The following is a 25,058-nucleotide window of genomic DNA, read 5'->3' as shown; positions in this document are numbered from 1 at the left end:
CCCGCCGGTCAGCGGCTGCCGTCGAGGATGACGCGTGCGACCAGGGCGGGGTCGTCGTTCATGGGGCAGTGGCCGCAGCCGGGCAGCCGCACCAGCCGGGCGCCGGGGATGACCCGCTTGGCGCGCACACCCTGCCGGGGGACGAGCAGCCAGTCCCGGCTGCCCCAGGCCACGGTGATCGGGAGACCCGGGATGTCGTCGGTGAACAGGACGCTGCCGCCGGCCCGCAGGGTGTCGTCGAACCCGGTGGCCCCGGCCAGCGCGAGGGTCTCGGCGACCACCGCCTCGGGTGAACGGCGGCCCGGACGGGCGTAGATGGTGCTCGTCAGGGCGGTGCGGCCGGCCGTCGAACGGGACAGGCGTTCGACCAGCGGCAGGGGCAGCCGCCGTGCTATGTGCCGCATGGTGAGCAGGATGCCGAACGCGTAGCGCCGCTCGGCCTCGTTCCAGAACCCGGCCGGGGACAGGGCGGTGACGGACCGTACGAGCTTCTCGCGGCCCAGTTCCAGGGCCAGCAGACCGCCGAGGGAGTTGCCCGCCACGTGGGGGCGGTCGAGCTCCAGGGCCTCGCAGAAGGCGCCGAACACGGCCGTCGTCGTGGGCAGGTCGTAGGTGAGGCCGTCCGGCAGCGCGGGGGACTCGCCGAACCCGGGGAGGTCCACGGTGATGACCTCGCGTTCGGCCGCCAGGATGTGTGTCACCGGGTCCCAGGCCTGCCGGTGGTGGCCGATGCCGTGCAGCAGGAGCAGGGGCTCGCCGGTGCCCTCGCGTGTGTAGGAGACGGTCACGGGCCGCGGGCCGAGCGGGGAGGGGACCTGGAAGGAGACCGTGGCGGCGGACATGGAGCAGCTCCTCGTCTGGGAGTGGGCGCGCTGACGTACGGCGTTCATAGACAGCTTGTCAGCAACTGCTACCGGCGGGTAGTCCCTGTGGGTAACAAGCCCGCGAGCGGGCGCGGAATCGCCTGGACAGGCCCGCGTCACCCGGGATGGGATGGGACGGTGACGACCGATATCGCGACCGACGTCTTCGAAGAGCACCGCTCCGTCCTCATGGGAGTCGCCTACCGCATGCTCGGCCGGGTCGCCGACGCGGAGGACGTGGTCCAGGAGGCCTGGCTGCGCTGGTCCGGCGCCGACCGGTCCGAGGTGCGCGAACCGCGCGGCTACCTGGTCCGCGTCACCACCCGGCTCGCCATCGACCGGCTGCGCCAGGTGCAGTCGCGTGACGAGACGTACCCCGGTCCGTGGCTGCCCGAGCCGTACGTCACCGACTACGGGGCCACTGTGCCGGACACCGCCGAGCGGGCCGTCCTCGCCGACACCGTCTCGCTCGCCGTCCTCGTCGTCATGGAGTCCCTCTCGCCCCTCGAACGGGCGGTGTTCGTGCTGCGGGAGGCCTTCGGCTACCCCTACGCCGAGATCGCCGCCATGATCGACCGTGGCGAGCCCGCCGTGCGCCAGCTCGCCGGGCGCGCCCGCAGGCACGTCGACGAGCGGCGCCCGCGCTACGAGGTGGATCCGGTCGAACGCCGTGAGCTGACCGAACGGTTCCTCGCCGCCGCGGCCGGCGGTGACCTGGACCGACTGATGGCGCTGCTGGCCCCGGACGTACGTCTGGTGGGCGACGGCGGCGGTCTGGGCAAGGCCCCGGTGCGTGTCCTCGAAACCGCCGACAAGGTGGGGCGGTTCGTCCACGGCGTGGCCGGAAAGGGCCTGGTGGACGCCTCGTTCCGCTTCGTGGAGGTCAACGGCGGCCTCGCGGTGGTCTTCCTGTCCGGCGGCAAGGTCGACAACGTGTTCCAGCTCGATGTCGCCGACGGGCGTATCCAGTGCGTCTACATTCTGCGGAACCCCGAGAAACTGCTCTGCCTGCCGGAGATGACGGAGGAACAGTAGTGCGCGGGACGGAGGAACAGTAGTGCGCGGGACGGTGGAGCAGTAGCGCGCGGGGCGGCGCAGGACAGTCCGTTCGTGTCCGTTTCCCGCCCGCTTCCGCCCCGGTTCGCCGCACTGTCGTGAAGCCTCGATGAACGCTGCCGGGCGTCCGGCCCACCGGATGCCCGGGCGTTCGAGGATTGGTCTTGACCAAGGGTGGGGGCAGGCCTATGGTCGCAAGAAAGTGCAACAACCTTTAATAAACAAGGGCGCCAAAAACACCGCCGGCCACGGCGAAGCAGCGGAGGACAGGGTGGGGACCCAGCAGCTCGAAACGGTGCCGGAACCGAAGTACTGGCATCTGAAGACCGTGCTCAGTGAGGCATTGGACTCCGAGTTCTCGGTGGGAGAGATCCTGCCCAACGAACGTGATCTCGCGGCCCGCTTCGGGGTCGCCCGGGCCACGCTCCGCCAGGCGCTGGAGCAGCTCGAACTGGAGGGCCGGCTGCAGCGCCGTCGCGGCGTCGGCACCACCGTGGCGCCTCCGCGCGTGGGCGTGGCGGTCGGCACCGAACAGCACGCGTGGCCGGGCACGGCCGACGACGCCTGGCAGGCCGTGGACTGTGTGTCCGCCGCGCCGCCCGCCACGGTCGCCGACATCCTGGAGAGCGGGCACGGCGAGCAGGTGCACGTCGTGCGCCGCTCCCGCATGTCGCACGGCCAGCCCGTCGCCGCCGAGCTGCTGTACATCCCGGCGCACTCGGTGCCCGCCCTCTCCGCCATAGACGCACCCTCGGGTGCCGCACGCGCGCGTGCGGTGCTGCGTGAGCTGCAGCGCCTGGAGCTGGAGGGGCAGGACCGCTCGGTGGAGCTGGGGTCCGCCCGCGCGGAGGACGCCAAGGAACTCGACCGGCTGCCCGGCGCGCCCGTCCTCGTCGTCACCACCCGCTTCTACGCCGAGGGGCGCACGGCGGCGGTGTCCCTGGCCACCTACCGTGCCGACACGTGCCGACTGACCTTCGGCGACTCCGGCGGCGTCGAGATCCACCACGGCCCGGAGCGTCGCGCGTCCTGACGACGCCGGCGGCCCCTTCCGGCCGCACCTGCCGCACCCGCCGCGTTCCGGTCTCCGGGGCGCGGCGTTCTCGTGTCCGAGGACCGGCTCGCCCGTGACCTACGGACCGGGTGCCCGTGCTTGAGCCGGCCCGGCGCCGCACCGGCTCAGCGCCGCGCCGTCACCGTGCCCTCCACCGCGAACAGCTGTTCCTCGACATGGTCCAGGGCGAGACGCAGCGCGCCCATGGCGACGGCCGTCTCGCCCAGCCGGGAGAGGGCGACGCGGGGCGGGCGCAGGCAGTAGCGGGCCAGTTCGTCGCGGAGGGGGTCGAGGACGTCGTCGATACCGGTCGCCCAGCCGCCGACGACGACGAGTTCGGGGTCGAGGGCGAGGACGAGGGCCGTCACGTCGTGCACGAGCCGCTGTATGAAGCGGTCGACGGCCTCGCGGGCCCGCTCGTCGCCCTCGCGCGCGTGTTTGAAGACCTCGGCGACCGCCTGCTCGTCGAGCGGATGCAGAGGCTCGCCCGTGGTCGACAGCAGCGCCTCCGGGGTGGCCTCGCGGCCCAGCAGGTGCAGCGCGCCGATCTCGCCGGCCGCGCCGCCGTAGCCCCGGTGCAGCCGCCCGCCGATCAGCGAACCGGCGCCCGGGCTCAGCCCCGCCAGCACGAACACCACGTCGTCGGACTCGGCGGCCGCGCCCTTCCAGTGCTCGGCGACCGCCGCCGCGTTGGCGTCGTTCTCGACCAGGACCGAGCACTTGAAGGAGCGGCTCAGCCGCTCGCCCAGGTTCAGGCCCGTCCACTCCGGCAGGGCCGCGCACAGGCGAACGGCGCCGTCGGCCTCGATGACCCCCGGGCTGCCGACACCGACCGCCCGCAGCGAGGCCCGCGAGACACCGGACCTGCGCAGCAGCTCGGCCACGGTGGAGCGCAGCCGCTCCAGCCGGTCGTCCGCCGACGCCGCCTCGGAGATCTCCCTGGACAGGGAGCCCAGCACCCTGCCGTCGAGGTCCGCGAGCAGGGCGGTCACGTGGTGCGAGCCCACGTCCAGACCCAGCAGATGGCCCGCCTCCGCCCGGAACCGGTAGTGCCGCGCCGGCCGCCCCTGCCGCCGGGCGGCGCCCTCCTCGGCGGCCTGCTCGACCACCAGCCCGGCCTCGACCAGCCCCTCGACGACGCCCTCGACCGTGGGCCGGGACAGGCCGGTGACCCGGGTGATCTCGGTGAGTGTCGCGTGGTCCGTGGCCCGCAGCGCGTGCAGCACCACGGCCGAGTTGATCCTGCGGAGCAGAGACGGATCCCCGCCGGTCAGTCGCCCCAACGTCCGTCCTCCCAGCTCGCGCGCGTGTTTGCCGGATGGTACTCGCCGCGGCGACCCCGGGCGAGTGTCTGATGCCCCCGACCTGCGGAATCCCGGCCCCCGCGCCTGGCCGCCGAACCGGCCGGGCATGTGCACCGGCTCCCGGCCGCGCGGCCGGGCGTCCCCACCCCTCCCGACGGCGCGGCCGCGTACCGGGCGGGGCTCCCGGCGACGGACGGACGGGCGTGCCCCCTGCACCGCCGCCTGACACCACGCCAATTGTCAGTGGCGCCCGCTTTACTGGACCTCATGAGCATCACCCAGCACCTCGCCGTCATCGACCGGCTGTGCTCCGAGGCCTTCCCGGCGGAGCGCGGCCGGTCGGACGTCGGCGAGGCCGGACCGGGCTACCACGTCGCCGAGTTAGCGACGAGCGCCGACTTCTGGGAGGACGACGGCATGCGGCGGGAGGAGACGGAGGAGCAGTACGAGGCGGACCGGGACGCCCTGTCGGAGCGGCTCGCCGAGCGATGGGGTGCCCCGTCCGTGTTCAGCCTGTGGAGTGTCCTCGACCGGTCCATGGGGGGCGAGGAGATACCCGAACCCTGGGCGACCCTCAGCTCCCACGTCCCGGATGTGCACCTCTGGCAGGCGGACGGTCACGGCCGCTGGGTCGCCCTCGGCGTCTCCCAGTGGGACAAGGAGCTGCCGTTCCAACTCGTCGCGCTGATAACGGAGATCGACCCGCCGTGACCCGTCGAGCGCCCCGCCGGGCTCGGCGGTCAGCCCTCCGCCGCCGCCCGCAGTCGTCCGAATTCTTCCGCCATCGTCGCCGCCGTCCAATGCGCGTTCAGCCCGCTGGGGTTGGGCAGCACCCACACGCGCGAGGTCCCGATCGTCCGCTCCTGCGGGCCGACGGCGGCCTTGCGGTCGGCGAAGGCGGCCCGGTAGGCGGTCACCCCGACCACCGCGAGCCAGCGCGGCCGGAGCCGTTCCACCTTGGCGGTCAGCAGGCGCCCGCCCTCGACGTACTCCTGCGCCGTCAGCTCGTCGGCGCGTGCCGTCGCCCGCGCGACGACGTTGGTGATGCCCAGCCCGTACGACGGCAGTTCGCCCTGCTCGGACGGCTTCAGGAGGCGGGGCGTGAAGCCGGACAGGTGCAGTACGGGCCAGAAACGGTTGCCGGGGCGGGCGAAGTGATGGCCCGAGGCGGCCGTCATCAGCCCCGGGTTGATACCGCAGAAAAGGACCCGGAGGCCGTCCGCGGTGACATCCGGCACCAGCCGGTCGCGGGCGGCCTCCAGTTCGGCCTGGGTGTAGCGGGTCAGAGGATCGCCCCCGGCGTGTAACCGGCGGCCTCCGGACGCTGCTTCACGATCTCCTCGATACGGCCGACGACGACGGCGACCTGGTCGGCGGCGGCGCCCGTGAAGGAGAGCTTGTCGGCCATGAGCGCGTCCAGCTGGGCACGGTCCAGCGGGATGCGGTCGTCGGCGGCGAGCTTGTCGAGGAGTTCGTTGCGCTCGGCGCCCTGCTCGCGCATGGCGAGCGCGGAGGCGACGGCGTTCTCCTTGATGGCCTCGTGCGCCACCTCGCGGCCGACGCCCGCGCGCACCGCGCCCATCAGGACCTTGGTCGTGGCGAGGAAGGGCAGGTAGCGGTCCAGCTCACGGGCGACCACGGCCGGGAAGGCGCCGAACTCGTCGAGGACGGTCAGGAACGTCTCCAGCAGGCCGTCCAGCGCGAAGAAGGCGTCCGGCAGCGCGACCCGGCGGACCACCGAGCAGGACACGTCGCCCTCGTTCCACTGGTCGCCCGCCAGCTCGCCGGTCATCGAGGCGTAGCCGCGCAGGATGACCATGAGGCCGTTGACGCGCTCGCAGGAGCGCGTGTTCATCTTGTGCGGCATGGCGGAGGAGCCGACCTGGCCGGGCTTGAAGCCCTCGGTCACCAGCTCGTGCCCGGCCATCAGCCGGATCGTCTTCGCCAGCGAGGACGGCGCCGCCGCCACCTGCACCAGCGCGGTCACCACGTCGTAGTCCAGCGAGCGCGGGTAGACCTGGCCGACCGAGGTGAACGCCTGTGCGAAGCCGAGGTGCCCGGCGATGCGGTCCTCCAGCTCCGCCAGCTTGGCCGCGTCGCCGCCCAGCAGGTCCAGCATGTCCTGGGCCGTGCCCACCGGGCCCTTGATGCCGCGCAGCGGGTAGCGGCCGAGCAGCTCCTCGACCCGGCCGTACGCCACGAGCAGTTCGTCGGCCGCGGTCGCGAACCGCTTGCCGAGGGTGGTGGCCTGCGCGGCCACGTTGTGCGAGCGGCCGGCCATGACCAGCTCGCCGTACTCACCGGCCAGCTTGCCGAGCCGGGCCAGCACGGCCACCGTACGGTCGCGCACCAGCTCCAGGGAGAGTCGGATCTGCAGCTGCTCGACGTTCTCGGTGAGGTCGCGGGAGGTCATGCCCTTGTGCACGTGCTCGTGCCCGGCGAGATCGTTGAACTCCTCGATCCGCGCTTTCACGTCGTGCCGGGTGACCTTCTCGCGCTCGGCGACGGAGGCCAGGTCGACGGTGTCGAGGACCCGCTCGTAGTCGGCGAGGGCCGCGTCCGGCACCTCGATACCGAGGTCCTTCTGCGCCCGCAGCACGGCCAGCCAGAGCTGCCGCTCCAGCCTCACCTTCTGCTCGGGCGACCAGAGCGTGGCGAGCTCGGCGGAGGCGTAGCGTCCGGCGAGGACGTTGGGGATGCGGGGCTTGGCTGGCGCGGAAGTCACGTGTACGGATTCTACTGGCGATTCGTGCAGGTGGGCGCCCAGGGTCCCTTCGGAGGAACCTACGAAGCCCGGTCGCGGCGGTCAGGAGGCGCGGCGGGGCGCCGCCCGGCACCCGTCGGCGTCCAAGGCGCAGAGGGCGGCGTCCGTCCCGTCCGGCGCGGCCTCCGCCTCCTCAGCGCCGGTCCGCCAGCTCCGCCAGGACGTCTCCGTGGCACGGCTCCGGGGCGCACCAGCACGCCAGTGTCTTGCCGCGCAGCTCCGGTACGAGGGCCATCAGCTCGGGGTCGGACGTCAGGTACTCCCGGTACTTGGCCATCACCTCGGCCCGCGTCCCGTCGCGCTTCTTCTTCGCGGTGTCGTACTGGAACGGGTTGAACAGCGGATGCCGCGGCAGGTCCCAGTGGCCCATGGTCCAGCGGCGGCCGATGTACACCACGTCGCTGGGGGCGAATTCCAGCCGGGGGCCGAAGTCGCGGATACGGCCCTTGAGGTTGATCACGGTCGTGGTCACACGCGTCTCCCGGTACGGCGGCTCCCTACGCTAGCGGGCCCTCGTGCGGCAGCAAACTCGGGCCGCCCGGCCGGCCTGCAGTGGTCGGCGGGCCACTCGGTCGCCGGGCCGGGCGGATGCCCGCGCGGTGAACCGCGAGCGCAGCGGCTCCTTCGAGCCGGGACGCCAGGTCACCCTGGTGCGGCGCGCCGGTGCCGGTGCCGGCCGGCACCGGATCACGGACCGAGCCGGGCGCGTCCCGGTGGCGCAGACCGGCTGCGGCCGGTACCCGGCCGGACAGGGACGGTGCGGGCCGCCGTCCTGGGCGGACCGCGGTGTCCGAGCGCACCCCGACGACGCCCGGGCCGCCGCGCTCGGTCGGCGTCGGCCGGAAGGCGCGGTCCAGCGGAGTGCCCTCACTGCGGCACGGTCCAGCCCCTCTCGGTGACGGCTCGGGGCCGTTCCGTGGTCATGACGTGCTGGGCCCTTCCCGCGGTCGGCGGGACGGGCCGGGGAGGTCGGCCAGGCGCCGCGCCCAGAAGGAGCGGTCGATCCAGCGGGCCTCCTGGGCGTGGATGACACGGTGGCCGCGCAGATACGCGCTCCGTGCGGCCGCGACCTGCTCCGCGTATGCGGCGAGGGCCGAGTCCGCGCCCTGGGCGGCGCGACCCAGGCGGGCGCCGACGGCCAGGCCCGCGCCCAGCCCGGTGTAGAGAGCGGTCAGCACGCCCTGGGAGGAGAGCGGGTCGAAGGCGACCGCCGCGTCCCCGGCGGCGGTCCAGCCGTCTCCGTACACCGTGTCGAGGTGTGCTGTGTGCGCGGCGGCCCGACGGGGCGCCGCGGGTGACGTGGGCGGGGGTCCGTCCCGGTGGACCCACCGGGACACGTGCCGGGTGGCCGACATCCGTCGGTGGAAGTGGTGCGCGGTGGGGGAGGCGGCGGGCAGATCGGCGTCGGTGAAGTACGCGACCAGGCGCCCGCCGGAGGGCTGCGGGGCGGTGTACCACCAGCCGTCCTCGTCGGACTCGACGAGCGAACGGCGGTCGGTGTCCAGCGGGTCCGCCTCCAGAGGCACGTACAGAGCGGTGAGCCGGTCCCCGACCCGCCGCCGGGCCCCGCACCGGACGGCGATCGCGGCGGCGCGGCCGGTGGCGTCGATCACCCAGCGGCAGCGCACCGTACGCTCCCCACCGGACCGGGTACCGGCAGGGCCGGTGCCGCCGCGCAGGACCAGGGTCCAGCCGCCGTCCGGCGTCCGCGCTGGTGCGCGTACGGCCGAGCCCTCGGTGACCTCGGCCCCCGCCGCGCGCGCGGCGTCGCGCAGGCGCCGGTCGAACAACCGCCGGTCGAGGTGCCAGCCATGGCCGTGCGGGTCGTTGATGAAGTCCACGGCGTGCAGGTCGGCCGAACCCCATGCCGAAAGGCTGCCGTAGCAGGGCAGATGTCCGGAGCCGAGAACGCGGTCGGCGACGCCGAGGTCGCCGAGCAGAACCCGCCCGGCGGGTACGAGCGTCTCGCCGACCTTGGGCGGCCCGGTGCCTGCGTCCGCCAGCAGAACCGTACGGCCGGCACGGGCGAGCACGAGCGCGGCGGCGCAGCCGGCCGGGCCGCCGCCCGCCACCACGACGTCGTAGGTGTCCGTGCCGGGAGCGAGTGCGGTGCTCACCGCGCGTCGCGGAAGGGGTCGAGTATCTCGAGATATCCGGCGGTGATCTCCTCCTCGCGGTAGCCGGTCGCCCTGGCGGCCTCGCCGATCGCCCGTGCCGCGGACTCGGTCTCGACGGCTTCGGGGGCGGGCCCGCCCCCGGGCCGGATCCCCGCCGCCGCGGACAACACGTGCGGACCCGCCTCGGGCACGTGCAGGTTGACGAGGTTCGCCGTGTCCGGTGCCTGATCGAGCGGTTCTCCCGGGCGCGACTCCACCAGGATCCGTGCCGGGAACTTCCCGTCGCCCACGGTGTAGTCGCGCACCTCGACGATGCCGAGTCTGGCCCAGTCCTTGATCATCTGGGTGCGCTGCTGGTTCATGGTGCCGCTGAGGCCGCGCAGCCAGGTCGCCCGTCGCTCGAACGCCTCTTCCCGGGCGCTGTCGTCGCTTCCGGTCGACGGCGTGTTGACCTTCTCGAAGTCCTCCAGCTTGAGGACGTGGTTGGGTGCCTGGGCGGGCCAGAAGGTCGGCAGGTAAGGGCTGTACCGGGGCCCCAGATTGGCCAGCACCTCGTAGCCGGAGCGGCAGCTCGCGGTGTCCGCCTGCCAGGGGGCGGCCATCCAGCGGGTGAGGTCTCCGGGGCCCTGCGCGTTCAGGGGGCCGGTGGCGGCGAGCGCCTCCTGCGGGGTGAGGGTGGGCCCGTAATCGGGTTCGGCGGTGCCGGCGGCGCGGTGCTTGATGCGGAAGGGCGCACTGAACATGGTCGCGTGCCGGATCGGCCAGGTGACCTCGATCCCCGGGTGGAACGCGTCGGCGGCACAGTTCTCCAGGGCCGCCCGGTCCAGCAGCCCCGGCTGCTCGGCGACAGGGGCGTCGTCGACCGTGGGGCGCGGCTGCCGCACGGGTCCGGCCCGGAACGCCCCGTCCGCCCAGCGCTGCAGCATCCAGTCCTGGGTCGGGGTCAGCGCCAGGTGCTGGCGCACGGACTTGGGCTTGCTGGCCATGGCGTCGCCGTAGAGCCACGGCCACGGCAGCGGGGACTTTCCGTCCCGGTCGTAGTCGCGCAGAGCGGCGTACGTCTGGCGGCGCAGTTCCCGGTTCCGGTCGGACGGATCGGCGAGCCTCTTCCGCACGGCGGGCGAGAGGAAGAAGTGGGGGCCGTTCCAGCCGAACTGTGCCGCGAAGCCCTGGTTGACCCATTGCAGATCGCAGAACCGGCGGAGTATCGGCTCGATGTGATCGGTGAACGAGATCTGCTGCGGGCGGGTCAGCGAACCGGCCTGGACGAAGACGTCGAAGAGCAGGTCGTGGAGGGTGCGTATGGACCTCACGCCGGGGGCGTAGTGCGGAGGCCCCACCACGACCCAGGCCGGGGCGGCGGTCAGATCCTTGCCGTCGATACGGACCTTCGCCGTCACCGGGCCGTCGGACACGTCGTCGTACCAGGTGTTGTTGTTGGCGACCCCGGTGATCGGCTGGTTCTTGTAGGAGGCGGAGTTTCCCCGGCCACCGAGCACCACCAGGCGGCCGTCGGCACGCGTGGAGATCTCGCCGAGGTACACCGCCTTGCCCATGATCTTGCCGGTGTCGAACTTCTGCGTCTCGGTCTTGGAGCCGCGGACGGTGCGGCTTCCGGGGTCGTTGACCAGCTTCTTCCGCTCGGCGCCCACGACGTCGGCGTTGCGCAGAGCGTATTGCTCCGCCGCGAGCGTCTTGCCCTCGGGGATGTCCAGCGCCAGATGGAACTGGTACCAGGCGGCCTTCTTGTTGGCCAGATGAACGGTCCACTGGATCTCGGAGACACCCTCGTCGCCCGGCTTCAGTTCCCTCACGACCTCCCCCGCGGCGTTGTAGCCGTACACACGGAATCGTGCGGCCTGCCTCCGGAGCGCCCCGGAACCGTCCTTGTAGGAGCCGGGGTCCGCTGGCTCCTGGTCGGGTGATTCCGGGCCGATGAGGGGTGCTTCGAGACTGTTGCCGACCCGGGCGACACCGATGGCGGGGTGAATCTTCACCTTCACGATCTGACTGTCCATCGAAGAACCTTTCATCGGGCCGTGGGGACGCGGTCTCGAACGTAAGACGTGCAATTCCGTCCCGGGGTCACACCGCGCAGGAGCCGATCGACGTCCGCACGTCACCGACCTTCCGCCGACTGCCGCCGTACGCCCGCGAGTTCGTCCCGGTCGGAGGTGTGTGGCCGCACCTGAGGAGAGCGCCGACGCAGTGCACCGGACGCGGTCTCGATCAGTTCACCGCGCCGGTGGAGACCCGACTCGCACGGGATGCCGCGCCGTCCCGGCCGCGTCGACGGCCTCCTCGCCGAGACGCGCCTCGGGCCTCCGGCCGCCGTGACCTCAGCCATCGGATCGGGACATCGCGTTCGTTCATGAGTGCCTCCCGAGGGAGGGACGCCTCTTCGCCGCGGTGATCAGGACTGCGGGCGGCTTCGCCGGATCGGCCACGCTCCCGGCGACGTCGGCCCGGAGGGTGGCCCGAAGCGGGTGCACCTGGTCGAGGAGACGCCCTCGCGCGTCAGGACGAAAGCCGGCGCCGGTATGAGGGCGCGCGTGCCTGCGGCTTTTCCTCCGCGACAAGTTTCAGCTCACCCCTGACGTCCCGCAACAACAACCCCGGGCGAGGTGCCGGAAGGCTCCGGTTCAGGGCCCCACCCGGCGCCAGTCCGTCACCGGGCCGGGGTCCGCGTGGTCCGCGGGGGTCACCCAGAACGCCTGGCGCAGCTCGGCGCTGAAATGGGCGCCTGACCGGCCGTCCCCCGAGGAGCGGCCCGTGAGGCGGCGGGCGATCCACGGCAGTAGGTACTGCCGGGTGAACCGGGCGTGGGCCACCTGGCGGGCGGCCCAGCCGGGCGGCGGCGTCAGGGGCATCGGCGTCCGCCACTCCGGGTCCTCGGCCTCGTAGCCGAGCGTCTGCCAGACCGCCTCGGCGACCCGGCGGTGCCCTTCGGGGGTCAGGTGCAGCCGGTCCACGTCCCACATGCGCGGGTCGCTGAGCGACGAGGCGCCGTACAGGTCCACGACGAGGGCACCGTGCCGGGCGGCCAGCTCGTCGACGCAGGCGAACAGTTCCTCCATGCGCGGCCGGAACCGCTGCTGGACGGGGCCCTGGCGGCCCGGGCTGCGCATCAGGACGAGCTGTTTGCAGGAGGGGGCCAGGCGCTCCACGGCCTCCTCCAGCAGGCCCCGCACCCGGCCCATGTCGCACTTGGGCCGGAGTGTGTCGTTGAGGCCACCGACCAGCGTGATCACGTCCGCCTCCATCGCGGCGGCGACGTCCACCTGCTCGGCGACGATCTGGCCGATCAGCTTTCCGCGCACCGCGAGGTTGGCGTACCGGAAGCCGGGCGTCCGCGCGGCCATACGGCCGGCGAGGAGGTCCGCCCAGCCCCGGTACGAACCGTCGGGAAGGAGGTCGGACATCCCCTCGGTGAAGGAGTCGCCGACCGTGACAAGGCTGGAGTACGTGGGGTTCGTCTGCATGGCGCCAACGATGGTAACGCGTTCACATACCCTACGGTCGGTCGGCTGCCCTTCGCCGACGAACCTCACACGGCCGGCTGCCCGAACAGTTCCCGCAGCACGTCCTCCATGGTCACGATGCCCGCGAGCCGCCCGTCCGCGCCGAGGACGGCCGCCAGATGCGTCCGGCTGCGGCGCATCGCCGTGAGCACGTCGTCCAGCGGTGTCGTCTCCCGGACCCGGGCGATGGACCGCATGTCCCGGACGGAGAACGGCACGTCGCGCGGGGTCGCGTCGAGCGCGTCCTTCACATGGAGATAGCCCACGATCCGGCGCCCCTCGTCGACCACCGGGAAGCGGGAGAACCCGGACTCGGCCGACAGCCGCTCCAGCTCCTCCGGGGTGACCCCCATGCCCGCGTACACGACCCGCTCCAGCGGGAGCACGACGTCGCGCACCGGGCGCCGACCCAGTTCCAGCGCGTCCCGCAGCCGCTCCTGCGCGCGGTCGTCGATCAGCCCCGCCTCGCTGGAGTCCCGGACCAGGCGGGCGAGTTCGGTGTCCGAGAAGGTCGCCGCCACCTCGTCCTTCGTCTCGACCCGCATGAGCTTGAGCAGGGTGTTCGCGAAGGCGTTCACCGTGAAGATCACCGGGCGCAGCGCCCGCGACAGCGTCACGAGCGGCGGGCCGAGCAGCAGGGCGCTGCGCACCGGCTCGGCCAGGGCGATGTTCTTCGGGACCATCTCGCCGAGCAGCATGTGCAGATACGTGGCGACCGTCAGGGCGATCACGAAGGAGACCACGTGGCCCGCGCCCTCCGGCACGCCCACCGCGTGGAACAGCGGCTCCAGCAGGTGCGCGATCGCGGGCTCCGCGACCACACCGAGCACCAGGGTGCACAGCGTGATGCCGAGCTGCGCGGCCGCCATCAGCGCCGACACGTGCTGCAGACCCCACAGCACGCTGTGCGCCCGCCGGTCGCCCTGTTCGGCGTACGGCTCGATCTGGCTGCGGCGCACCGAGATCAGGGCGAACTCGGCGCCCACGAAGAAGGCGTTGACGACCAGCGTCGCGAAACCGATCAGCAGCTGGACGGCGGTCATCGTGTCTCCTCCTCATGTTCCTCGGCGGACGGGACCGGCGCGTGCAGCAGCACCCGCGCGGCCCGGCGCCCGGCGGCGTCCACCACGTCGAGCCGCCAGCCGACGACCTCGACGGTGTCGCCGACGGCCGGGATACGGCCCAGCTCGGTGGCGACGAGGCCCGCGAGCGTCTCGTACGGCCCGTCCGGCGCGCGCAGGCCCACCCGGGCCAGCTGGTCGGTACGGGCCGAGCCGTCGGCCGAGTACAGCTCGCGGCCGTGCTCGTCGGTGCCGACGGGGGCCAGATCGGGGGTCTCGTGCGGGTCGTGCTCGTCCCGCACCTCGCCGACGACCTCCTCGACGATGTCCTCCAGGGTCACCACGCCGGCGGTGCCGCCGTACTCGTCGATGACGACGGCCATCGTGCGCTTGCCCGAGAGCCGGTCCAGCACCCGGTCCACGGTGAGGGACTCGGGGACGAGCAGCGGCTCGCGCAGCAGCTCCGCGACGGAGGTGCGCAGCCGGCGCTCGGCGGGCACGGCGAGCACGTCCTTGATGTGCACGGTGCCGACGACCGAGTCGAGGCTGCCGCGGTAGACGGGGAAGCGGGACAGGCCGGTGGCCCGGGTCGCGTTCGCCACGTCCTCGCAGGTCGCCTGCGCGTCCAGGGCGATCACCTGGACGCGCGGGGTCATCACGTTCTCCGCGGTGAGATCGGCGAGGTTCAGCGTCCGTACGAACAGCTCGGCGGTGTCCGCCTCCAGGGCGCCCTCCTTGGCCGAGTGCCGGGCGAGGGCCGCCAGCTCCTGGGGGCCGCGCGCGGAGGCCAGCTCCTCGGCGGGCTCGATGCCGAAGAGGCGTACGAGACGGTTGGCGGTGTTGTTGAGGTGGGTGATGAACGGGCCGAACGCGGCGCTGAACCAGCGCTGCGGGTTCGCCACCTTCTTCGCCACCGGCAGCGGCGCGGAGATCGCCCAGTTCTTGGGCACCAGCTCGCCGACGACCATCAGCACGACGGTCGACAGGGCCGTACCGATCACCAGCGCCACCGAACTCGACGCGGACGCGGGAACCCCGGCCGCCTCCAGCGGCCCCGCGATCAGCTTGGCGATGGACGGCTCGGCGAGCATGCCGACCACCAGGTTGGTGACGGTGATGCCGAGCTGCGCGCCGGAGAGCTGGAACGTCAGGTTCCGTACGGCCTTGAGGGCGCCGGCGGCGCCCCGCTCGCCGCGCTCCACGGCCCGCTCCAGCCGGCCGCGGTCGACCGTGGTCAGCGAGAACTCGGCGGCGACGAAGGCACCACAGATCAGCGAGAGCAGCACCGCCACCAGAAGGAGGAGCACTTCGGTCATCGGGTCACCTCCGTCCCATGATCGGGCAGGTGCGGGAGGATCGCGCGGTGTCGTGCACCGGCTCGGGTACGGGAGGCACCCGGCCGCGTACTGGGAGGCTCGCCCATGGGCGGACGCTCACAACCTTTCCGTAGAGGTTGACTGGTCCACTCATGGTAAAGGATCGGCAAAGTGCCTCCCGCCGCCTCGGTGCACGCCCGGCATCAGCACCCGAGCGGCTTCACCCACCGCCGCCATTTCTCCTCGGGCGCGTACCCGGCGGCCCGCCACGCATGCTGGGCCGACTCGTTGCGGACGAGCACCATCGCGTCGCCGCGCCGCCCGCCGAGCCGGACGAACCGCTCCTCGGCCGCGGCGAGCAGGGCCGAGCCGATGCCCTTGCGCCGTCGCTCCGGGTGCACCGCGAGCCGGTACAGATGGCACCGCCAGCCGTCGAACCCGGCGACGACCGTGCCCACGAGATCCCCGTCCAGCTCGGCCAGGATCAGCGCCTCGGGGTCCCGGTCCACCAGCCGCTCGACCCCTCCGCGGTCGTCACTGATGCTCGTGCCCTCGGCGGCCACCTTCCAGAAGGCGAGGACGGCGTCGAGGTCGTCGGGCGTCGCGGCCCGTATGCGCAGGTCGGTCATGACGCGATCCCATCACGGGGGTCGACGGGGGGCCGGGAATTCCAGAATCCGGACAGGGCCGCGGGCCGGCGCGCCCCGCATCGCCTCCGCTCCGGCTCCGCATCGCCTCCGCTCCGGCTCCGCCGCGCATCCCGCCCCGCCGAGCCGGAGCTCCCGGATCCGCCCCGCCGAGCCGGAGCTCCCGGATCCGCCCCGCCGAGCCGGAGTTCCCGGATCCGCCCCGCCCCCGTCCGCCCGCCCCTCACCGGCCGTGCAGCGCCTCGACGACCTTCGCGAAGGACTCCATGTTCGGCTCCAGGACGGTCAGGTACGAGAAGCCGTAGCGCTCCCGCTGGGCCAGCACCTGGTCGACGATCTCGGCCAGGGTTCCCACGAGGACCAGCGGGAGGCGGAGGGCCTGGTCCTCGCTCAGGTTCGGGAGGTGGCTGAGCCACGGCTGCACGGCGGCGGCGCGGTCCTCGGTGAGTTCGACGATCTGGATCAGCAGGTTCAGCTCGGCGGGTTCTTTCCGCCCGGCGGCGAACTCCTGGTACCGGCCGACCCGCTCGTCGAGTTCCTCGGCGGTCAGCGGTTCCAGTTTGCCGTTCTCCACCGTCCGGGCGCCCGTGAACGCCGCGATGTCCGCGTGCTCGGCGGTGATCCGCAGCACGCGGTCACCGTTGGCGCCGACGAGCAGCGGCACCCGGGGCCGCTGCACCGGACGCGGCTCGTGCTCCTCGGAGCCGAGAAGCCGGTCCAACTCCCGGATCGTGCGCAGCAGATGGTCGACCCGCTCGCCCGCCGACCCCCAGGGCAGGCCCGCCTTCTCGTGCTCGGCCGGTACGTACCCGGTGCCGAGCCCCAGCTCCAGACGCCCGCCGGTCAGCGCGTCCGTGGTGGCGACCTCACGCGCCAGCAGAGCCGGGTTCCAGAAGCCCGCGTTCAGCACGAACGTGCCGAGCCGTGGCCGTACGGTCGCCTCGGCCGCCGCGACCAGGGACGGGAACGGGGCCGGCATGCCCAGATGGTCCGGGACCAGGATCACGTCGTAACCGAGCTGCTCGGCGCGGCGGCACTTCGCGCGCCACTCCGCAGCCGACGTGGGGCTGAGTAAGTTGACTCCGAAGCGGAACGGGCGCGGCATGAACTCTCCTCACACATCAGGGACTTGAGGCAGACATGCCGGTGAGTACATCACCGGTGTGGGCATGCCGCCAGCACACGTGCGCGCACGCTCACTCGTGCGCGATCGCCGCCAGGACGTTCATCCGGGAGGCGCGCAGCGCGGGCAGCAGGGCCGCCACGACGCCCACCACCGCCGAGCCGATCACCACGGCGACGACCGTGCCCCACGGGATCGCCAGCGCCTTCATGCCCTGCAGCGCCAGCACCTGCTGCACGCAGACACCCCAGATCAGACCCAGGGCGAGCCCGAGGACCGCCCCGAACACGGCGATCACCACCGACTCCAGCCGGATCATCCGCCGCAGCTGCCGCCGGCCCAGCCCGATCGCGCGCAGCAGTCCGATCTCCCGGGTGCGTTCGACCACCGACAGGGCGAGGGTGTTGACCACCCCGAGCACCGCGATGACGATCGCCAGGCCGAGCAGCGCGTAGACGAGATACAGCAGCACGGCGATCTGGCCGCGGATCAGCTCCTTGTAGTCGGCCTGGTCGCGGACCTGCACCTGCGGGTAGGCGTCCAGCGTGCGGTCCAGGTTCGCGCGCAGCTCGTCGGCGCCGGTGCCGGACCCGGCGTTCACGTACAGCGCGGAGTCCTGTCCCTCGGGCACGTACGTCTCGATGGTGGCCATCCCGAAGTACAGCCCGCCCTGCACCCCGAAGCCGTCGGCGGTGTCCTGGTCGGTGAGCGCGGCCACCTTCAGCTCGGCGTTCTTCCCGGCCGGGAACCGGACGGGGATCGTGCTGCCCACCGTCACGTCGTGGTCCCGCGCGAACTCCGCGTCCATGGCGATGGCGCCGTCGGCCAGCGCGGCGCCGCTGTCGCCCTCGGCGTAGGTGACGTTCGCGATCTCGTCCAGTTGCGCGTCGTATGCCGCGGCGGTCGTCTCGACGCGCGCGCCGTCGGGCAGCCGTACCGCGACCGGCGTGAACCGCTGGCGTACGACGAGGCCGACGCCGTCGGTGGCGCGGACCTTGTCGGTGACCTCCTGCGGGAACGGCATGAAGTTCTGGTTCTGGATGACGAAGTCGGCGCCGAGGGTGTTGTCGATCTCGTCGTCGAAGGACCTGGTCATCGAGGCGCTCGCCACCGACATGCCGGCGACCAGCGCGATTCCGACCATCAGCGCGGAGGCCGTGGCCCCGGTCCGGCGCGGATTGCGCAGGGCGTTGCGCTGGCTCATCCGGCCGACGGAGCCGAACAGCGCGGGGAAGGCGCCACCGAGGACCCGGATCACGGGCCGTACGAGCAGCGGTCCGGCGATGACGGTCGCGACCAGCGTGAGGACCACGCCCAGACCGAGCAGGGAGGCGGCGGAACCCGTGTCGGACGACACCGCGCACCCCGCGAGCGCGGCGGCACCGGCCGCTCCGACGATCCCGCCGGCCACCGCGCGCATCCTCAGCGGCCGCCCTACACCGGCGATCTCGGCGTCGGACAGGGCCGCCATCGGCGACACGGCCGAGGCACGCCGCGCCGGGAGATAGGCGGCGACGAAGGTGACGCCGAGCCCGACGGCGTACGCCGCGATCGGCGTTCCGACGCCGATCACCATCTCGGCCGAGCTCAGGTTCATCCCGAAGGCGCCCATCAGCTCGATCAGCCCGAAGGCCAGCCCGATGCCGGCGGCGAGGCCCAGGGTCGACCCGACGAGCCCGAGGAGCGCCGCCTCGATGAGCACCGAGCGCCGCACCTGGCGCCGGTCGGCGCCCAGCGCGCGCAACAGGCCCAGTTCGCGGGTGCGTTGGGCGATGAGCATGGAGAAGGTGTTGACGATGAGGAAGACGCCGACGAGTGTCGCGATCCCGGCGAAGCCGAGCATCACGTACTTGATCACGTCGAGGAAGCCGCCGAGCGAGGCGGCCGCCGACTCGGCGCGCTCGGCGGCGGTCCGGTACTCGTACGCCGTCGGCCCCAGCTCGTCGGCGATCCGCCGCTTGAGCAGTTCGTCGCTCACGCCGGGCTCGGCGGTCACGGAGATGCCGGTGGCCGCGCCGGGGTCGCCCAGCAGCGCGGTCTGTGCCGTCCGGGTGTCGAGGTAGACGAGCGCGGCGCCGGGGTTGGTGGTGGTGAAGGTGGCGATGCCGACGACACGCACCCGGAAGGAGCCCGGCCCGGCGAGCACCGTCAGGGTGTCGCCGATCTCCACGTCCTTGCCCTCGGCGGTGTCCGCGTCGAGCAGGGCCTGGCCGGCGCCTCGCGGCGCGTGCCCGTTGGTCAGCTTCACCGGGCTGCGGTCGGTGGGGTGCCAGTTCCTGGCGACGGTGGGGGCGCCCGTGGTCGGTCCCACCGACTCGTTGTCGCTGTCGACGACCGTGACGTTGTCGACGGACGCGTCGACACGGGCGTCCGCCACGCCGTCGATTCCCGCGACCCGCCGCGCGAGCGAGGCGGGCACGGTCTCGACGGCCCCGGTGGGCAGCTGACCCGTCAGTTCGTCGTCCTTCGGGCCCACGGTCACATCGGCCGAGGTGGAGGCGAAGAGCCGGTCGAAGGTGCGGGTGACCGTGTCCGAGAAGATCAGGCTGCCCGCGACGAACGCCACGGACAGCACGACCGCCAGCGCCGAGAGCAGCAGCCGCCCCTTGTGCGCGAGGAAGCTCCGCAGGGTCGCCCTCAGCACGGTCTCAGTCCCTGCCGGGGCCGTCGGACCGGCCGCCGGGCCCGCCCGCGGACCCGCTGCCGGGGGCGCCCTCCCCGTCAGGAGAGGTCAGAGGTGTGTCGGCGTCCGGGGCCTGGGGGTTCTTCCCGGAGAAGAGACGCATGCGTTCCAGGACCGCTTCGGCCGTGGGGCGTTCCATGCGGTCCACGATCCGCCCGTCCGCGAGGTAGAGCACCAGGTCGGAGTGGGCGGCGGCGCCGGGGTCGTGGGTGACCATGACGACCGTCTGGCCCAGCTGGTCGACCGCCTCGCGCAGGAAGCCGAGCACTTCGAGCCCGGCACGGGAGTCGAGGTTGCCGGTCGGCTCGTCGGCGAAGATCAGCTCGGGCCGGGAGGCGAGTGCGCGGGCGCAGGCCACACGCTGCTGCTGCCCGCCGGAGAGCTGCGAGGGACGGTGCTTGAGCCGGTCGCGGAGCCCGAGCGTGTCGATGACCTGGTCCAGCCACTTCTCGTCGGGCTTCTTGCCCGCGATGTCCATCGGCAGGGTGATGTTCTCGGCCGCGTTCAGCGTCGGGATCAGGTTGAAGGACTGGAACATGAAGCCGATCCGGTCCCGGCGCAGCCGCGTCAGATCGCGTTCCCTGAGCCCGGTGATCTCAGTGTCCCCGAGCCACACCTGTCCGGCCGAGACGGTGTCGAGCCCCGCCAGGCAGTGCATCAGGGTGGACTTTCCCGAGCCCGAGGGGCCCATGACGGCCGTGAAGCGGCCGCGCGCGATGTCCACGTCGACCGAGTCGAGGGCGAGGACCTTGGTCTCTCCCGAGCCGTATGCCTTCGTCAGGCCCCGGGCGCGGGCGGCGACGGCGTCGGCTTCCGCGCGGCCGAGGGGGTGCTCAGCGGCAGCAGTGGACAAAACGGCCTCCAGGCTCGAACCGGTTCGAATTCCGGGCGCTCCCGGCCGAGCCTAGTGTGATGCGCGGCACAGCAGGAATCCCCCCGAAGGTCGAGGCGGTCTCCGTCGCAGGTCGCGTTCCCGATCTCTGTGTAAGGGGCACGCAAAACGGGCCCTTGAGGGTGGCGGAGGCGACGGCGCCCTTGCCACTGCTAGCACTCCGGCGCTAGCGTCGAGTCATGGCCAAGACCCAGCTGAACGTCCGAGTGGACGAGGACACGGCCCGGGCCGCCCGTGAACGAGCCCTGGAGCGCGGGATGAGTGTGAACCGGTACATCGAGGAGCTGGTCCGGCAGGACACCGGCGAGGCGGGTCACACCTTCGTCGAGTCCGCGGCCGACTTCATGAAGCAGTACGAGGCGGTCTTCGCCGAGGAGTTCGGCGCCGATTCCGAGGGCCGGCGCGAGGGACGTCACTGATCCCTTGAGTCAGCTCAGAATCGACCTGTCCTGGCTCCTCATGGTCGCCGAACGGAAGACGCCCGGAGATCCGCAGGTCTCCGACTGGGGCGCCCTGGTCGCGGCCGTCGCCCGGCACGAGGCCGAGATCTTCGACGTCCCCGTCTACGACACCCCGCACGCCCGGGCCGCCGCTCTCCTCCAAGTCCTCATGCACGTCCCGGCGTTGGAGCGCTCCAACGCCCTGTTCGCCTCCGCCGTCGCCTACGGCTACCTCGTGGCCAGCGGCGTCAAGGTCGTCACCTCCGCCGAGCAGGTGCGCGAACTGGCCCGGCTGGTCAAGAGCGGCGAGGCCACCGTGCAGGACATCACGCAGGAGCTGCGTCAGTGGAGTCTGTGACGCCGGGCCGCCGGGCCCTGCCCAGCACGCAGTAGGAACTCGGCAGCCGCGGCCCCTGCTCGGGCACCAGGACCTCCCGGACCGCCCCGACCTCGAACCCGGCGGCCCGGATCACGGCGACCGGGTCGCGGGAGACGTGGCAGCCGCCGAACAGCAACGGCCACACCGTGCCGTCCAACGCCCGCTGAGCCGTCCGCATCGCCCGCCCGCCGCCCCGGCCGTGCTCGAAGAACCGCAGCTCACCGCCGGGGCGCAGCACCCGTCGCACCTCGTTCAGCGAGCGCCGCACGTCCCGCACGCTGCACAGCACCAGGGACACCACGGCCGCGTCGAACGCCTCGCTCTTGACCGGCAGCGCCTCCGCCGCGCCCGGCACCACGTCCACCGGCACCTCGGCGCGCAGGGCGGACTCCAGGGCCAACCGCCGCAGGGAGTGCTCCGGTTCGATCGCCACCACCTCCGAGACCGCGTCCGGGTAGTGCGCGAAGTTCAGACCGTTCCCGGCGCCGATCTCGATGACCCGCCCCGACAGCCCCGCCAGCAACTCCTCGCGCAGGGGACCGATCCTCGGCTCCGCCGACACGCTCAGTCGGGCGTAGAACCGGGCGAAGAGGGGGTGGTGCACGGCGTCCGTCGTGGCGCGGGCGCGGGCCATGAGGACCTCCCGAAGAGGACGGCAGATACCGCGATTGTCCCCCGGGAAGCACCGGCTCACCCGTCGCGGCCGGGACGGGGGGACGGTCCGCGGGGGCGAGCGGGGGCACAAACGCCTCGCCCGCCGCGTGTCCCTGGGGAGGAGGCCACGCGACGGGCACGGGTGTACGAGGTGCCGACCGCCGGGACGATCAGGCGATGAAGGCGCGGACCTGGTCGTAGATGCCCTTGTCGTTGTTCATGTCGTTGTGCGAGACACAGCCGACCTCGACGTTGGTCGCGCCGCTGAGGATCGCGGAGGTGTCCGGGGTGAGCGCGTCGTCGCAGTTCGACCAGTAGCTGGCGTACGACACACTGCCCGGCGTCTCGTCACCGGAGTTCAGCGAGGTCAGGAACGAGCTGCCGGTGTACATCTCGCCGCAGGACGTGTAGAGCCACCGGCACCAACCGGCCACGGTCGTCCCGTGGTTCACACCGGCCGCGGAGACGAAGTCGTCCACGTACGCCGTCCCGCCGAGGTTCTTGAGGTAGTACCGGGAGCTGAGCGCGCCCATCGAGTGGACGACCACGTCGACCTTCGCGGCGCCTGTCGCGGCCCGCACGCTCTCGATCTTGGTCTTGAGCTGCGCGGCCGTCGTGACATTGGACTGGCCCCAGTCGTACGACCAGGAGTACAGCTCCGCGGACGTGTAGCCGTCGGCCTTGAAGTACGCGATCCAGTCGTCCCAGCTGCTGGACGAACTGCTCAGACCGTGCACGAAGACCACGGGGTTGCGGGTCGCGGCCTGAGCGGAGGTCGCGGAGAAGGAGAGCGACAGAAGGAGCGTGGTGGTCACGGTCGCGAGGGCCGTGGCGATACGGCGCATGCGGCGCTGCATGGTGCCTCCTGAAACGGGTGGGGTTCGTCTGGAGTGTCAGGGGGGTCTACGCGCGCCGCATCGGCGAAATCGCCGGTCTTTACTGGTCGGTTAACTCGCAAGTAACGTGATGAGCGTGGTGACCCCGGTGAACCCCCCACAACTTCCGCATCGCTCGCCACCGCCCCCCACGCACGCGTGGCCGAGCCCGGACACAGCGTCGGCCGCAGCGCCCACGCTGTCCGAAGGCGTGCGCGTACGCCTGCTGCACGTCGCCCACGGCGATCCGCGCGCCGCCGCGGAACTCGCCGCCGCCCTGACCCCGCGCCAGCGCACGGGCCTCGACCCGCTCCCCGCCGAGCCCCTGGCGCTGGCCCCCGCCCTGCTGCGCGGCCACCGGCGGGACGTACGCGCCCTGCCCGACGACACCCGCTTCCTGCTGCTCCTCGCCGCCGCCGACCAGTACCCGGTCCGCACGCACGCCTACGCGCGCGCCGTCACGGCCGCCCGGCTCGACACCCGCCCCCTCGACACGGCGGAGGCGGCCGGGCTCGCGCACACCACGACCCAGGGCATCGTCTTCCCGGACGCCTGGACCCGCGTCGCCGTGTACGAGTCGGCGTCCATGGCCGACCGGCGCGAGGCGCACCGCCTCCTCGCCGCGGTCCTCAGCGGCGAGGGCGAGCGGCCCGGCCGCAGCTGGCACCGGGCCGCCGCCGCCCTCGGCCCCAGCCGCCGCCTCGCCGCCGAACTGCGCCTGTCGGCACGGGTGGCACGTGCCATCGGCGATCCCGCGCTCGCCTCCGCCCTCGCCGAACGCGCCGCCGGGCTCACCCCCGAACCCGCCGAACGCATGCCCCTGCTCGCCCAGGCCGCCGCCGAGGCCTGGCAGTCGGGCGACGGCGACCGCGCCCGCCGTCTCGTCGCCGCCACCGACGACGACGCCCTCGCGGGACTGCTCGCCCTGCGCGCCGGAAACGCCGCCGAGGCCTTCGACGCCCTGCTCACCGCCGCCGTCCGGCACGTCGGCGAGCGCACCCCGGACAGAGCCGCCCATCTCCTGGCACGAGCCACCGAGGCCGCCATCTACACCGGGGACCTGCGCCGCTGCCGGGAGGCCGCCGCCGTCGCCGACGCGCTCGGCATCGCGCCGCCCAGCACGCTCGGCGCGCTCGCCGCCGCGTTCGAAGGCCGCTACGACGACGCCCGGGACGTGCTCGAAGCAGCCGCCGGGCGCTGCGGACCCGGTGGCGACCCCACCCAGCTCATCCACTCCGGGATCGCCGCCCTCCTCCTCGGCGACCACACCCGCGCGTTCACCGCCACCGCCCGCGCCGCCTCCTCCGCCCGCGCCAGGGGCGAGACGGTGACTGTGCCGCAGGCCATGGAGTTCCGGGCCTACGCGGAGTTCTGGACCGGACGCCCGAGGGCCGCCGAGGCCGCCACCGTGGACGCCCTGCGCCAGGCGTACGCCACCGGGCAGGACAACGGCGCCTGCCATCTCCAGGCCGCCCTCGCGATGTTCGCGGCCGTCACCGGCGACGAACAGGTGTGCCGGGAGCGCGCCGAGTCCGCCCGCGCGTACGCCCTGGAGCGCGGACTCGGACTGCCCGCCGCCCTCGCCATGTTCGCCCTCGCCTTCCTCGACCTGAGCACCGGCCGGTACGCCGCCTCGGCGGCCCGGCTGCGCGCACTCGCCGGCTTCGGCCCCGGGCACGGGCACCGGGCCGTGCGGCACCTCGCCACACCGCACTACGTCGAGGCCGCCGTCCGCACCGGCGACACCCGGGTGGCCCGGGCCGCGCACGCCGACTACGACCGCTGGGCCCGTACCGTCCGCAGCGCCGACGACCTCGCCCTCAGCGCCCGCTGCCGTGCGCTGCTCGCCACCGGGGAGGAGGCCGTCGAGCACTACCGCGCGGCGCTCGACCTGCACGCCTCCGGCACCCGTGACGTCGAACGCGCCCGCACGGAACTGCTGTTCGGCAGTGCCCTGCGTCGGCTGCGCAACCGCACCGAGGCACGCGACCGGCTGCACAGCGCCCTGGAGGCCTTCGAGCACTTCGGCTCCCCGCACTGCGCGGCCCAGGCCCGCGCGGAACTCCGGGCCCTCGGGGAACGCGCCTCCGCCGCGCCGGCCGCGGAGGCTCTGGCGTCCCGCCTCACCGCCCAGCAGTTGATGATCGCCCGTATGGCGGCGGAGGGCGCCACGAACCGGGAGATCGCCGCGCGGCTGCTGCTGAGCCCGCGCACGATCGACCACCATCTGCGGGGGGTGTTCTCACGGTTGGGGATCCGGTCGAGGATCGAATTGGTGCGGCTGCTGGGGGAGACGGGGACGTGAGGCC

The 25,058-nt window shown here is 72.9% G+C and carries 22 protein-coding genes; 6 read left to right on the top strand and 16 right to left on the bottom strand.

Annotation, left to right across the window (positions count from 1 at the left end):
• Nucleotides 1-8 precede the first annotated feature (8 nt).
• Nucleotides 9-842: an alpha/beta fold hydrolase gene (locus H4687_RS07505; protein ID WP_046914509.1), complete on the bottom strand. Its 834-nt coding sequence runs from the start codon at nt 840-842 to the stop codon at nt 9-11.
• Between the two features lie 159 nt (nt 843-1,001).
• Between H4687_RS07505 and H4687_RS07500 the strand changes: the two genes are divergently transcribed.
• A complete protein-coding gene (locus tag H4687_RS07500) occupies nt 1,002-1,898 on the top strand; it encodes an RNA polymerase sigma-70 factor (protein WP_046914508.1) in 897 nt (298 codons plus the stop codon).
• A gap of 292 nt (nt 1,899-2,190) precedes the next feature.
• Nucleotides 2,191-2,952 carry a GntR family transcriptional regulator gene (locus H4687_RS07495; RefSeq protein ID WP_046914507.1) on the top strand — a complete coding sequence of 254 codons (762 nt, stop codon included), beginning with the start codon at nt 2,191-2,193 and terminating at the stop codon, nt 2,950-2,952.
• A 146-nt stretch (nt 2,953-3,098) separates the two neighbouring features.
• On the opposite strand, the gene H4687_RS07490 is transcribed toward H4687_RS07495, so the two are convergent.
• Nucleotides 3,099-4,256 carry an ROK family transcriptional regulator gene (locus tag H4687_RS07490; protein ID WP_046914506.1) on the bottom strand — a complete coding sequence of 386 codons (1,158 nt, stop codon included), beginning with the start codon at nt 4,254-4,256 and terminating at the stop codon, nt 3,099-3,101.
• Nucleotides 4,257-4,544: 288 nt separating this feature from the next.
• Here H4687_RS07490 and H4687_RS07485 point away from each other — a divergent pair, with 288 nt between their 5' ends.
• A complete protein-coding gene (locus H4687_RS07485; RefSeq protein ID WP_046914505.1) occupies nt 4,545-4,988 on the top strand; it encodes a hypothetical protein in 444 nt (147 codons plus the stop codon).
• Nucleotides 4,989-5,017: 29 nt separating this feature from the next.
• On the opposite strand, the gene mug is transcribed toward H4687_RS07485, so the two are convergent.
• The 12 genes from mug to H4687_RS07425 all read right to left on the bottom strand — a co-directional run bounded on the left by mug (nt 5,018) and on the right by H4687_RS07425 (nt 20,362).
• A complete protein-coding gene (mug, locus tag H4687_RS07480) occupies nt 5,018-5,515 on the bottom strand; it encodes a G/U mismatch-specific DNA glycosylase (protein WP_046914504.1) in 498 nt (165 codons plus the stop codon).
• 44 nt (nt 5,516-5,559) lie between these two features.
• Nucleotides 5,560-7,002, bottom strand: a complete 1,443-nt coding sequence (purB, locus tag H4687_RS07475; protein WP_046914503.1) for an adenylosuccinate lyase — start codon at nt 7,000-7,002, stop codon at nt 5,560-5,562.
• A 172-nt stretch (nt 7,003-7,174) separates the two neighbouring features.
• The gene (locus H4687_RS07470) at nt 7,175-7,513 is read right to left on the bottom strand and encodes a DUF4326 domain-containing protein (RefSeq protein WP_046914502.1); all 339 of its coding nucleotides are present in this window, start codon (nt 7,511-7,513) and stop codon (nt 7,175-7,177) included.
• A 448-nt stretch (nt 7,514-7,961) separates the two neighbouring features.
• The gene (locus H4687_RS07465; protein WP_046914501.1) at nt 7,962-9,158 is read right to left on the bottom strand and encodes an NAD(P)/FAD-dependent oxidoreductase; all 1,197 of its coding nucleotides are present in this window, start codon (nt 9,156-9,158) and stop codon (nt 7,962-7,964) included.
• The gene (locus tag H4687_RS07460) at nt 9,155-11,176 is read right to left on the bottom strand and encodes a LodA/GoxA family CTQ-dependent oxidase (protein ID WP_046914500.1); all 2,022 of its coding nucleotides are present in this window, start codon (nt 11,174-11,176) and stop codon (nt 9,155-9,157) included. Before H4687_RS07460 ends, H4687_RS07465 begins: the two co-directional genes overlap by 4 nt.
• A 624-nt stretch (nt 11,177-11,800) precedes the next feature.
• Nucleotides 11,801-12,640: an SGNH/GDSL hydrolase family protein gene (locus H4687_RS07455; protein ID WP_046914499.1), complete on the bottom strand. Its 840-nt coding sequence runs from the start codon at nt 12,638-12,640 to the stop codon at nt 11,801-11,803.
• 65 nt (nt 12,641-12,705) lie between these two features.
• Nucleotides 12,706-13,722 (bottom strand): hemolysin family protein, encoded by a 1,017-nt coding sequence (locus H4687_RS07450; protein ID WP_046914498.1) that lies wholly within the window; start codon nt 13,720-13,722, stop codon nt 12,706-12,708.
• On the bottom strand, nt 13,719-15,056 hold the full coding sequence (locus H4687_RS07445) for a hemolysin family protein (protein WP_046914497.1): 1,338 nt from the start codon (nt 15,054-15,056) through the stop codon (nt 13,719-13,721). Before H4687_RS07445 ends, H4687_RS07450 begins: the two co-directional genes overlap by 4 nt.
• Nucleotides 15,057-15,259: 203 nt before the next feature.
• Nucleotides 15,260-15,685, bottom strand: coding sequence for a GNAT family N-acetyltransferase (locus H4687_RS07440; RefSeq protein WP_046914496.1), 426 nt, complete (start codon nt 15,683-15,685; stop codon nt 15,260-15,262).
• A gap of 241 nt (nt 15,686-15,926) precedes the next feature.
• The gene (locus H4687_RS07435; RefSeq protein ID WP_046920051.1) at nt 15,927-16,808 is read right to left on the bottom strand and encodes an LLM class F420-dependent oxidoreductase; all 882 of its coding nucleotides are present in this window, start codon (nt 16,806-16,808) and stop codon (nt 15,927-15,929) included.
• 91 nt (nt 16,809-16,899) lie between these two features.
• Nucleotides 16,900-19,470, bottom strand: a complete 2,571-nt coding sequence (locus H4687_RS07430) for an FtsX-like permease family protein (RefSeq protein WP_046920050.1) — start codon at nt 19,468-19,470, stop codon at nt 16,900-16,902.
• Nucleotides 19,471-19,474: 4 nt separating this feature from the next.
• Complete coding sequence (locus H4687_RS07425; protein ID WP_046920049.1) at nt 19,475-20,362, bottom strand: ABC transporter ATP-binding protein; 888 nt, start codon at nt 20,360-20,362, stop codon at nt 19,475-19,477.
• Between the two features lie 218 nt (nt 20,363-20,580).
• Between H4687_RS07425 and H4687_RS07420 the strand changes: the two genes are divergently transcribed.
• Nucleotides 20,581-20,820 (top strand): toxin-antitoxin system HicB family antitoxin, encoded by a 240-nt coding sequence (locus H4687_RS07420; RefSeq protein ID WP_046920048.1) that lies wholly within the window; start codon nt 20,581-20,583, stop codon nt 20,818-20,820.
• A 4-nt stretch (nt 20,821-20,824) separates the two neighbouring features.
• Complete coding sequence (locus tag H4687_RS07415) at nt 20,825-21,199, top strand: hypothetical protein (protein ID WP_046920047.1); 375 nt, start codon at nt 20,825-20,827, stop codon at nt 21,197-21,199.
• Here the strand turns inward: H4687_RS07415 and H4687_RS07410 are convergent.
• Together H4687_RS07410 and H4687_RS07405 are read right to left on the bottom strand one after the other, a co-directional pair.
• On the bottom strand, nt 21,168-21,854 hold the full coding sequence (locus H4687_RS07410) for a class I SAM-dependent methyltransferase (protein WP_046920046.1): 687 nt from the start codon (nt 21,852-21,854) through the stop codon (nt 21,168-21,170). The two genes, H4687_RS07415 and H4687_RS07410, sit on opposite strands and share 32 nt — an antisense overlap.
• A 190-nt stretch (nt 21,855-22,044) precedes the next feature.
• Complete coding sequence (locus H4687_RS07405; protein ID WP_046920045.1) at nt 22,045-22,731, bottom strand: esterase/lipase family protein; 687 nt, start codon at nt 22,729-22,731, stop codon at nt 22,045-22,047.
• Between the two features lie 109 nt (nt 22,732-22,840).
• Between H4687_RS07405 and H4687_RS07400 the strand changes: the two genes are divergently transcribed.
• Nucleotides 22,841-25,054, top strand: coding sequence for a helix-turn-helix transcriptional regulator (locus H4687_RS07400; protein WP_225966625.1), 2,214 nt, complete (start codon nt 22,841-22,843; stop codon nt 25,052-25,054).
• The last annotated feature ends 4 nt before the right edge of the window (nt 25,055-25,058 follow it).

The organism is Streptomyces stelliscabiei (assembly GCF_014873495.1).
In the GTDB taxonomy this organism is placed as follows: domain Bacteria; phylum Actinomycetota; class Actinomycetes; order Streptomycetales; family Streptomycetaceae; genus Streptomyces; species Streptomyces bottropensis.
The sequence above is the reverse complement of the archived record's forward strand: the minus strand, read 5'-3'. Positions and strand labels throughout refer to the sequence as shown.

Excerpts from the sequence above, each read along its gene's own strand:
- H4687_RS07505 (WP_046914509.1), bottom strand. The coding sequence starts at position 842 with ATGTCCGCCGCCACGGTCTCCTTCCAGGTCCCCTCCCCGCTCGGCCCG.
- H4687_RS07485 (WP_046914505.1), top strand. The coding sequence starts at position 4,545 with ATGAGCATCACCCAGCACCTCGCCGTCATCGACCGGCTGTGCTCCGAG.
- H4687_RS07460 (WP_046914500.1), bottom strand. The coding sequence starts at position 11,176 with ATGGACAGTCAGATCGTGAAGGTGAAGATTCACCCCGCCATCGGTGTC.
- H4687_RS07455 (WP_046914499.1), bottom strand. The coding sequence starts at position 12,640 with ATGCAGACGAACCCCACGTACTCCAGCCTTGTCACGGTCGGCGACTCC.
- H4687_RS07450 (WP_046914498.1), bottom strand. The coding sequence starts at position 13,722 with ATGACCGCCGTCCAGCTGCTGATCGGTTTCGCGACGCTGGTCGTCAAC.
- H4687_RS07445 (WP_046914497.1), bottom strand. The coding sequence starts at position 15,056 with ATGACCGAAGTGCTCCTCCTTCTGGTGGCGGTGCTGCTCTCGCTGATC.
- H4687_RS07440 (WP_046914496.1), bottom strand. The coding sequence starts at position 15,685 with ATGACCGACCTGCGCATACGGGCCGCGACGCCCGACGACCTCGACGCC.
- H4687_RS07435 (WP_046920051.1), bottom strand. The coding sequence starts at position 16,808 with ATGCCGCGCCCGTTCCGCTTCGGAGTCAACTTACTCAGCCCCACGTCG.
- H4687_RS07420 (WP_046920048.1), top strand. The coding sequence starts at position 20,581 with ATGGCCAAGACCCAGCTGAACGTCCGAGTGGACGAGGACACGGCCCGG.
- H4687_RS07410 (WP_046920046.1), bottom strand. The coding sequence starts at position 21,854 with ATGGCCCGCGCCCGCGCCACGACGGACGCCGTGCACCACCCCCTCTTC.
- H4687_RS07405 (WP_046920045.1), bottom strand. The coding sequence starts at position 22,731 with ATGCAGCGCCGCATGCGCCGTATCGCCACGGCCCTCGCGACCGTGACC.
- H4687_RS07400 (WP_225966625.1), top strand. The coding sequence starts at position 22,841 with ATGAGCGTGGTGACCCCGGTGAACCCCCCACAACTTCCGCATCGCTCG.